This is a genomic window from Streptacidiphilus neutrinimicus (assembly GCF_000787815.1).
Lineage (GTDB): Bacteria > Actinomycetota > Actinomycetes > Streptomycetales > Streptomycetaceae > Streptacidiphilus > Streptacidiphilus neutrinimicus.
This window is the reverse complement of sequence record NZ_BBPO01000061.1, coordinates 22,293-28,970: the sequence shown is the minus strand read 5'-3', so window position 1 is coordinate 28,970 and position 6,678 is coordinate 22,293. Positions and strand designations below refer to the sequence as shown.

The window sequence follows — 6,678 nt, the reverse complement described above, 5'->3', positions numbered from 1 at the left end:
CCGCCCCGCCCCGCCCTGCCGCCCGCCCCGAACCCGCAGCCCCGCAGCGCAGGGGCAGCCCCGCCACCGGTGGGATCACCGCCAACGAGCCCACCGCCTGGCCGCAGGGCGCTGCCCCCTGTTCCGCCGCGTCCCGCGTTGCCTGCGCCGCCGCTGCCCGGCGGACCGAAACCCGGCCCGAAACGAAAAGGAAGGCGTTGACCCGTGGCCCGCCGCGACCTGGAACACGAGACGCACGACGCGCTGGTGAGAATCCCCGCCGACGTCGAGCAGAGCGACAAGCTCGTCGCCAACCTGACCGCCCGCCAACTCACCCAACTCGCTGCTGCTGCAGTCCTGCTCTGGTTCGGCTGGCAGATCAGCAGACCCCTCCCGTGGATCGCCTACGCCGTCTTCTGTCTCCCGGTCGCCGCGGTCACGGTCGCGATCGTGCTCGGACGCAGGGACGGGATCGGCATGGACCGATGGCTCGCCGCCGCCATCCGCCACCGCCGCCAGCCCCGACATCTCTTGCCTGCTCCACTGTCCGCGGCACCGGCGGGCGTGGCGGAACTCCCGCTGCCGGTCACCGGCGTCGACTCCGACGGGGTGCTCGCCCTGCACGAGGGCTGCGCGGTGCTGACCCGGGCCGGGACGGTGAACTTCGCCCTGCGCACCTCCGGTGAGCAGCAGGCGCTGGTCGGCGGCCTGGGCCGGTGGCTCAATTCGCTGACGGGACCGGTGCAGATCCTGGTCCGCTCCCGCCGTCTCGACCTCGCCCCCATGGTGGCCGGCTTGCGCGAGCAGGCACCCGGCCTGCCGCACCCGTTGCTGGAGGATGCCGCCCTCGAACACGCCGCCTTCCTCACCCAGTTGCAGGCCGACCGGGACCTGCTGACCCGCGACGTCCTGGTGGCCCACCGCGAGCCGACCGCGGATGAGGCGGCCCGGCTGCGGGCCCTGCGCCGCGCCCACGAAACCAGCTCCCTCCTCGGTGCCGCCGAGGTCGACGTCCGCGTGCTCGACCCGCGCCAAGCCTGGTCCGTGCTCGGCGCCGCCTGCGACAGCGACAGGCCGCCGCACTCTGGCCCCGCCTTGCCCGGCGACGCCGTCACCCTGGAAGGAACCCGATGAACGTCCGACTCCTCGAACCCTTCCGCTCCGGCGCCCTGTGGCGGGCGGGGGCGCCCGGGCTGGGGCCGGACAGCGTGCGGGTCGAGGCCCGGCGGCTCAGCGTCGGTGACCAGGTCGCCGCCACGCTGATCGTGACCGGCTACCCGGCCGAAGTCCCACCGGGCTGGCTCGACCCGCTCCTCGCCTACCCGGGTCGCCTCGACGTCTCCCTGCACATCACCCCGGTGCCGCAGCAGGTCGCGGCCGACAGGCTGCGCCGGCAACGCGCCCGCCTGGAGTCCCACCGCCGCCAGGGACTGCGCGACGGACGGCTGGACGACCCCGACACCGAGACCGCCGCCCTCGACGCCGCCGACCTCGCGTGGCGGATCGCCCGCGGCGAGGGCAAGCTCTTCCGCACCGGCCTCTACCTCACCGTCTACGCCCCCGGGCCGGACGAACTCGCCGACGAGGTCTCCTCCGTCCGGGCCCTGGCCGAGTCCATGCTCCTGCGCGTCCACCCCGCCACCTGGCGCGCCCTGGAAGGCTGGATCACCTGCCTGCCGCTCGCCACCGACCAGCTGCAGGCCACCCGCACCTTCGACACCGCCGCCCTCGCCGCGGCCTTCCCCTTCGCCTCACCCGAACTGCCCACCACCGCAGCCGACGAGCAGGTGTCCGGCGTGCTGTACGGGGTCACGGCGGGCGCCACCGGGGCACTGGTGTGGGACCGGTGGAGCCAGGACAACCACAACTCCGTCACCCTCGCCGCGTCCGGCGCCGGGAAGTCCTACCTGACCAAGCTCGACGTCCTGCGCTCCCTCTACCAGGGTGTCGAGGTCCACGTCGTCGACCCCGAGGGCGAATACACCGACCTCGCCGAAGCGGTCGGCGGCACCCTGGTGCGCCTCGGCGCACCCGAGGTCCGGCTCAACCCCCTCGACCTCGTCGCCGACGACGGCCCTGAAGCCCTGACCCGCCGCGCCCTGTTCACCCACACCTTCCTCCAAGTGCTGCTCGGCACCGGGTTCACCAGCGCGGAGAAGACGGTGCTGGACAAGGCGATCCTCGCCGCCTACCACCAGCGCGGCATCACCACCGACCCGCGCACCCACACCCGCCCCGCCCCGCTCCTGGCCGACCTCGCCGAGGCACTGACCCAGGCCGCCGACCCCTGCGCCAGCGCCCTGTCGGATTGCCTCGCCCCCTACACGACGGGCTCGCACCGCCAGCTCTTCGACGCCCCCACCACCCGCGAGCCCGGGGGACACCTCACCGTCTACAGCCTGCGTGACCTGCCCGACGAACTCACCGCCGCGGGATCCCTGCTGGCCCTGGATCGCATCTGGCGCACCGTCACCAACCCGGGTCCTCCGCGCAGGCGGTTGGCCGTGGTTGACGAGGCCTGGCGGCTCATGAGCGAGGGCGAGGGCGCCCGGTTCCTGTTCCGGATGGGCAAGGCCGCCCGCAAACGCCACGCCGGCCTGGCCGTGGTCACCCAGGACACCGCCGACCTGCTCGCCACCGACCTCGGCAAGGCCGTGGTGGCCAACGCGGCCACCCAGATCCTGCTCCGCCAAGCCCCCCAGGCCGTCGACGCCGTCGCCGACGCCTTCGGCCTCTCCGGCGGCGAGGCCGCCTACCTCCTGTCCGCCCAGCGCGGCGAAGCACTGCTGTGCGCAGGTCCCGGCTGCCGGGTCGCGTTCCGCAGCATCGCCTCCCCACGCGAAGAAGCCCTCATCACCACCGGCATCGGCCGCAACCACACCGACGAGGGCCGATGACAGACGCAGCGGGCGGCGTTCTCGGCCGCTTCCTCCTCGACCCCACCTCCCCCCTCACCACGGTGAGCGGCCTCGCCGTCCACGACTGGCCGGCCGTGCTCACCACCGCGGTCTCGGCAGCTGGCACCGCCGCGACGGGGCGCGTGCTGTGGCACCGGACCAGTCAGCGCAGGCTCACCCGGCAGGGACACAGCCTGGAGATCCTGGTCCCGGCCACCGTCGACCCGGCCGGCGCGCACGCACTGTGGGCGCACCTGCGCGGACTCCTGCGCCCCTGGTGGCGACGACTGCTGGGCCAGCAACCGCACCTCGCCTTCGAGTACCACTTCACCCCGGCCGGGCTGAGCCTGCGCCTGTGGTCACCGAGCACCGTTCCGCTCGCACTGCTGCAGCGCGCCGTCGAAGCCGCCTGGCCCGGAGCCCACACCCGCCCCCTCCCCAGCGTCTCCGACAACCCGGTCGGTCAGTGCCGGGTGACGACCGGGGGACGGCTGCGGCTCGCACGCCCGGACATCTGGCCGATCGAGCACCGCCACGACGCCGACCCGCTGCGCGCCCTCCTCGGCGCCGGCCAGAACCTCGACGACGGCGAACACCTCACCGTCCAGATCCTCGCCCGACCCGCCACCGGACTTCGCCTACGCCGAGCCAAGCGCAAACTGCGGGCCCTCCACCACGGCAGCCCCGCACCCGCCCGTCCCGGCCGCGTCTTCGACCTGCTCGCCCACCGATCCCAGCGCGGCACCGCCACCCGCCGCGACCCCGAACGCGCCGACCAACTCCGCGCAGCCCTCACCAAGACCACCGCACCCCTGTGGGACACCACCGTCTACTACACGGCCAGCGCCCCCGCCTCGGCCCTCACCGAACAGGAGGCCCTGCACCGGGCGCGCGGGCGCGCCCACCAGACCGCCTCCGCGTTCGCCGTATACGCCGGCCGCAACTGGTACGCCCGCCACCGCCTCCACCACCCCGACCAGCGACTAGCCCACCGTCACTTCCCCCTGCGCGGGGACCTCCTGTCCGTGCCGGAATTGGCCGCGATCGCGCACCTGCCCCTCGATGCCGCAGCCCCGGGGGTCACCAGGGCGGGCGCCCGCTGCGTCCTCCCGCCGGCCCGCATCCCCGAACCCGGCCCGGACAGCAAACCGCTCGGCCGAGCCGACCTCGGCCCGCCCCGCGGCATCGCCCTGGGCGTCCCCGACGGACGCCACCACCTCCACGTCATGGGCGCCACCGGCTCCGGCAAGTCGACCCTCCTCGCCAACCTCGTCCTCGCCGACGCCGACGCCGGCCGCGGCGCCCTGGTCGTCGACCCCAAAGGCGACCTCGTCCTGGACATCCTCGCCCGCCTCCCCGAACACGCCCTGACCCGCACCGTCGTCCTCGACCCCGCCGACACCGCCAAACCCCCACGCCTCAACGTCCTCGAAGCCGGCACCGACGACGCGGACGTCGTCGTCGACAACCTCGTCGGCATCTTCCGCCGCATCTTCACCGCCTTCTGGGGACCACGCACCGACGACGTCATGCGCGCCGCCTGCCTCACCCTCATCCACACCCAACTCCCCGGCCAGCCGGTCACCCTCGCCGACATCCCCCACCTGCTCACATCCGCCGCCATGCGCCACCGCACCGTCGCCCGCCTCCACCCCAGCGAAAAGACCCTGCGCGGCTTCTGGAACTGGTACGAGCAACTGTCCGAACCCACCAGAGCCAGCATCACCAGCCCCCTGATGAACAAGCTCCGCGCGTTCCTGCTGCGCACCTTCGTCTCCGACACCATCGCCGCCGGCGCCTCCACCTTCGACCTCGCCGACGTCCTCGACGGCGGCATCGCCCTGGTCCGCCTGCCCAAAGGCGTTCTCGGCGAGGAAACAGCCCGGCTGCTCGGCTCCTTCGTCGTCGCCAAGACCTGGCAGGCCGCCGCACGCCGCGCCGGGGCCGGCGAACACACCCGCCGCGACGCCACCCTCGTGCTGGACGAGTGCCACAACTTCCTCACCCTGCCCTACCCCCTGGAGGACATGCTCGCCGAAGCCCGCGGCTACCGCCTCTCCCTGGTCCTCGCCCACCAGAACCAGGCCCAACTCCCCGCCGACCTGCGCGAAGGCATCTCCGCCAACGCCCGCAACAAGATCTTCTTCAACTGCTCCCCAGAAGACGCCCGCCAACTCGAACGCCACACCGCCCCGCTCCTCACCGCGCACGACCTCGCCCACCTCGGCGCCTACCAGGCCGCCACCCGCCTCGTCGACCACGCCGCCGACCAGCCCGCCTTCACCCTCACCACCCGACCACTGCCCGCACCGATCCCAGGCCGCGAATTCCAGGCCCGCGCCGCCTCCCGACGCAACTTCGGGCCCACGCCGCCTCCCGCTGGCAGTCAGGGGGGCACTGGAACGTGAGCACCCGCCGCAACCCCCCGCCAGCCCCCCTGCTACGCGGCGGCCCCCGAACCGCACTGCCAACCGGGACAGACAGGCCAGCCGGGCGCAAACGTCAGCCCACCGCAGACCTGATCAACCGGCTCACCAGACGCGACATGTGGCTCCTGGAGATGCTCGCCGAACACACCGTCCTGTCCTCCACTCACATCAACACCCTCTGGAACAACAGCCTGCGCAACACCAACCGCCGCCTGCTCGCCCTCCACCGCCTCGGACTCCTCGACTCCTTCCGCCCCCACACAGCCCGCGGCAGCGCCCCCGAGCACTACCTCCTCGCGCGCACCGGGGCAGGCATCCTCGCCGCCCGCCACGCCACCACCCCCGCAGCCCTCGGCTGGAGCCCCGACCTGATCACCCGCACCAGCTACTCACCCACCCTCACCCACGACCTCGGCGCCACCACCTTCTTCACCACCCTCGCCTCCGCCTCCCGCACCAACGTAGAAGGGGACCGGCTCAACGCCTGGTGGTCCGAGCAGCGCTGCGCCCGCGTCTGGGGCGACCTCGTCCACCCCGACGCCCACGGCCGCCTCACCCGCCGCGACGGCCACACCGTCGCGTTCTTCCTCGAATACGACACCGGGACCGAACCTCACGCCCGGCTCGCCGCCAAACTCGACGCCTACGCCGACGCTGCCCCCGTCCTCGGCGGCCGGCCCCTCGTCCTGTTCACCCTCCCGAGCAGCCGCCGGGAAGTGCACCTGCACGAACGCCTCACCGGACACCCCGCCCTTCAAGCCCTCGACGTCGCCACCACCGGCCGCGACCACATCCCGCCCATGGGAACCGGCCACGACCCGCTCGGCCCCGTGTGGCTCCGTCTGGGACTGCCTGCCCACCGGCAGCGACTGGCCGAACTGCCCACCGAGCAATCAGAAGCAGCTAAGCGCCGCGACGCCGCCGCAGCACTTGCCGGCCCACCCGCCCCCCACCCCCTCACCTGCGACTCGTGAGGCGCGTAGGCACACATGTCGACCAACTCCACCACCGTCCCCGCGGCGGCCGGGGCGACGGTCGGCTGCGGCGCCGGCCTCATCCTGGCCGTCGCCGCAACCGTCACCGCCTGCCTCGTCGCGCTCGCCACCCTGGCCACCGGCGGCCTGATCACCCCCGATGCCGCACCCAGCAGCACAGCACTCGCGGACATCCCCACCACCATGCTGACGCTCTACCAGCAAGCTTCCACCTCGTGCCCCGGCCTGCCCTGGAGCGTCCTCGCGGCCATCGGCAAGGTCGAATCCGACCACGGCCGCGCCAAAGACCAGACCTCCACCGCCGGAGCCATCGGACCGATGCAGTTCCTCCCGGCCACCTTCACCGCCTACGACCACCCCGTCCCACCCGGCGGCGCC

General features: G+C 73.3%; 4 protein-coding genes and 1 pseudogene. All 5 read left to right on the top strand.

Annotated elements, in window-relative coordinates; genetic code table 11:
* Positions 1 to 204 precede the first annotated feature (204 nt).
* A complete protein-coding gene (locus tag TR48_RS29460) occupies positions 205 to 1,113 on the top strand; it encodes a PrgI family protein (RefSeq protein ID WP_052443155.1) in 909 nt (302 codons plus the stop codon).
* On the top strand, positions 1,110 to 2,876 hold the full coding sequence (locus TR48_RS46435) for a VirB4 family type IV secretion system protein (protein WP_042373003.1): 1,767 nt from the start codon (positions 1,110 to 1,112) through the stop codon (positions 2,874 to 2,876). The genes TR48_RS29460 and TR48_RS46435 overlap by 4 nt, the downstream gene beginning before the upstream one ends.
* Positions 2,873 to 5,284, top strand: a complete 2,412-nt coding sequence (locus TR48_RS29450; protein ID WP_042373001.1) for a DUF8128 domain-containing protein — start codon at positions 2,873 to 2,875, stop codon at positions 5,282 to 5,284. Before TR48_RS46435 ends, TR48_RS29450 begins: the two co-directional genes overlap by 4 nt.
* Before the next feature lie 137 nt (positions 5,285 to 5,421).
* Positions 5,422 to 6,279, top strand: coding sequence for a replication-relaxation family protein (locus tag TR48_RS29445; RefSeq protein WP_052443154.1), 858 nt, complete (start codon positions 5,422 to 5,424; stop codon positions 6,277 to 6,279).
* A 15-nt stretch (positions 6,280 to 6,294) separates the two neighbouring features.
* Positions 6,295 to 6,678 (top strand): annotated as a pseudogene (locus TR48_RS43720) (hypothetical protein); the annotation flags it as partial.

Bases quoted from the DNA above. Each gene is read 5' to 3' on its own strand.
- TR48_RS46435 (WP_042373003.1), top strand. From the start codon at position 1,110: ATGAACGTCCGACTCCTCGAACCCTTCCGCTCCGGCGCCCTGTGGCGG.
- TR48_RS29450 (WP_042373001.1), top strand. From the start codon at position 2,873: ATGACAGACGCAGCGGGCGGCGTTCTCGGCCGCTTCCTCCTCGACCCC.
- TR48_RS29445 (WP_052443154.1), top strand. From the start codon at position 5,422: ATGTGGCTCCTGGAGATGCTCGCCGAACACACCGTCCTGTCCTCCACT.